This is a genomic window from Candidatus Poriferisodalis multihospitum (genome assembly GCF_028283155.1).
GTDB lineage: Bacteria > Actinomycetota > Acidimicrobiia > Acidimicrobiales > Poriferisodalaceae > Poriferisodalis > Poriferisodalis multihospitum.
In genome coordinates, this window is the sequence record NZ_JAPYOK010000081.1 from 1 (window position 1) to 2423 (window position 2423).

Here is a 2423-nt window from a genome sequence, read left to right on the forward strand (position 1 = left end):
TGGGAGGTTGTGGCATGACGGGCGCCTTTCTGTTCGCTGACCGGTCTCATGATGGCGGGCCGATCATCATGGGTGCAGCGTGTGCACGACGATGGGGCCGGTGCACCTGCGGAGAGCGTTTCCGCGCGGCTGCGCTCGGACAGTTGACACTATTCGTTGCGCTGTGCTAGACAAGCCGTGTGTTCGCTGCTCGGGGTGTGAACTCCGAGCCGCACATCACACAACCCAAACTGACAGACCAAGGACCGGCCCGCTCCGGCGGGCCGGTTTTTGGGTTGTGCGGTTGAACTAGAACTCCATCGTGATCAGCAGCAGTTCCGAGCAGTGGTGGGCAGGCGCCGCCGGCTACCAGATCTACATCCGCTCCTTTGCCGACTCGAACGACGACGGCGTGGGGGATCTGGAAGGCATCAGATCGAAGCTCGGCTACCTCAGCGACCTCGGCGTGGATTTCGTCTGGATCACGCCTTTCTATCCCACGCCCGGAGACGACTGGGGCTACGACGTCGCCGATTACTGCGACGTGGACCCGCTCTTCGGCGACCTCGACACGTTCGACCGGCTGGTGGCCGAGGCGCATGACCGCGGCATCCGCATCGTCACCGATCTGGTGCCGAACCACAGCAGCAGCAGCCATCGCTGGTTTCAGGCGGCACTCGGCAACTCGGGCGCCGCGGACCGTGAGCGCTATCGCGATTACTACATCTGGCGCGACCCGCCGCCTGGCGGCGGCCCGCCCAACAACTGGGTGGGCTATTTCGGCGGCCCGGCGTGGACGCTGGATCCCGATTCGGGCCAGTACTACCTGCACCTGTTCCTGCCCTCGCAGCCGGATCTGAACTGGCGCAATCCTGCGGTCGGGGACGAATGGGAGGGCATCCTGCGTTTCTGGCTCGACCGCGGCGTGAGCGGCTTCCGGGTGGACGTGGCGGGCGGCCTCGTGAAAGACGCCCTGCTTCGCTCCAACCCGCAGTTGCAGCCCATCCCGCCCGGTGCCTCGCGCTGGGAGCAATGGGACTGCTTCGAACACCTCCACGATGTCTTCCAGCCCGAGAGCCAAGAGGTTTTCCGGCGCTGGCGCGCCATCTGCGACCGCTACGGCGCCTTCCTGCACGGCGAGACGTATCACCTGGATCCGCGAGGCATGGATGCGCTCCTGCCCCCCGATGGCATGCACGGCGGCTACTGGTTCGCGCCCATGCACATCGAGTGGAGCGCCGACACGCTGTGGGAGGTGCTGAGCGGGCCCGGCGACCTAGCGGACCGGCTGCTGTGGGCGGCGGGCAGCCACGACATGCCTCGGGCACCGACACGTTTCGGCGGCGGCGAAGCGGGGCGGGAGCGCACCTTGGCCATGAACGTGCTGTTCGCATTCGCGCCCGGCGTGCCGGTGCTGTACCAAGGCGAGGAGCTTGGACTCGGAGACGGGCATGTGGCGCCGGAATCGAAGCTCGACCCGGTGGGGCCCGACAGCGACGTGGCTGCTGGCCGCGATGGGTGTCGCACGCCGATGCCGTGGATGCCGGGGCCGTTCAACGGCTTCTCCGCCGTGGAGCCCTGGCTGCTGAGCGAGCCGCGGCCGACGGAGCACACTGCCGCGGCACAGGAGGACGACGAAGCCTCATACCTGAACAGCCACCGGCGGCTGCTGGCGGTTCGGCGACGGCTGTTCGAGACGGAGGGCTTGGCTGGCGAGGCAGCGGACTGGGGACGCGACGGTGACGGAGCGGTCATCGTGCTGCGGCGTGGGTCGGTGGTGGCATCAGCGAACACCGCCGATACCGAAACCACGGTGCAGCTTCCCGCCGGCAGCGAGCTGATGTACGAGACACCGGCTTCGACCTGCGGTGCCTCTGCGCCCCTGCCGGCACAGGTGCGCTTGGCACCTCGCAGCGCCATCGTCTGCCGCACGAACTAGACGGCCGCGCTCGTCACGCGACTGTCACACTGTGAAACGGAGAGCGCCCCATCGCTGCTCGTTAGCCTGCGTTGTCAGGCATATCACCGAGACGACCAGCCAGCGGCGACCGTCTTCAGGTCGCACGGCGTGCCTGCCAACTCTTGGCAGCGCTGTGGCACCGCGTCTCTCAGGGAGGAAACACCCAATGACACACCCATCCCATCAGCGCACCCGCCGAGGGCGTCGCTTGACTCAGCTGCTCGGCGTGCTCTTCGCCTTCGCGCTGGTAGCTGCAGCCTGCGGCAGTGACGACGACGATGACGCAGCGACACCGACTACGGCACCAGCCGCGGCAGACGACATGTCGGAGGACATGGCCGACGACGACATGGCCGACGACATGTCGGACGACATGGCCGACGACGACATGATGGACCTGTCGGGCACCAAGGTGACCGTCTTCGGTCCCGAGTCCAGCGACGAGGAAGCCGGTGCGCTGCGAGATGCGCTCGACCACTTCGCC

At 67.1% G+C, this 2423-nt stretch carries 2 protein-coding genes; both read left to right on the plus strand.

What is annotated here, in order from left to right; all coding sequences use genetic code 11:
• Window positions 1-301 precede the first annotated feature (301 nt).
• On the plus strand, window positions 302-1918 hold the full coding sequence (locus tag VI480_RS07730) for an alpha-amylase family glycosyl hydrolase (protein ID WP_323672250.1): 1617 nt from the start codon (window positions 302-304) through the stop codon (window positions 1916-1918).
• A gap of 229 nt (window positions 1919-2147) precedes the next feature.
• Window positions 2148-2423, plus strand: a 276-nt coding sequence (locus tag VI480_RS07735) for a hypothetical protein (RefSeq protein WP_323672251.1), incomplete at its 3' end; no start/stop codon positions are given.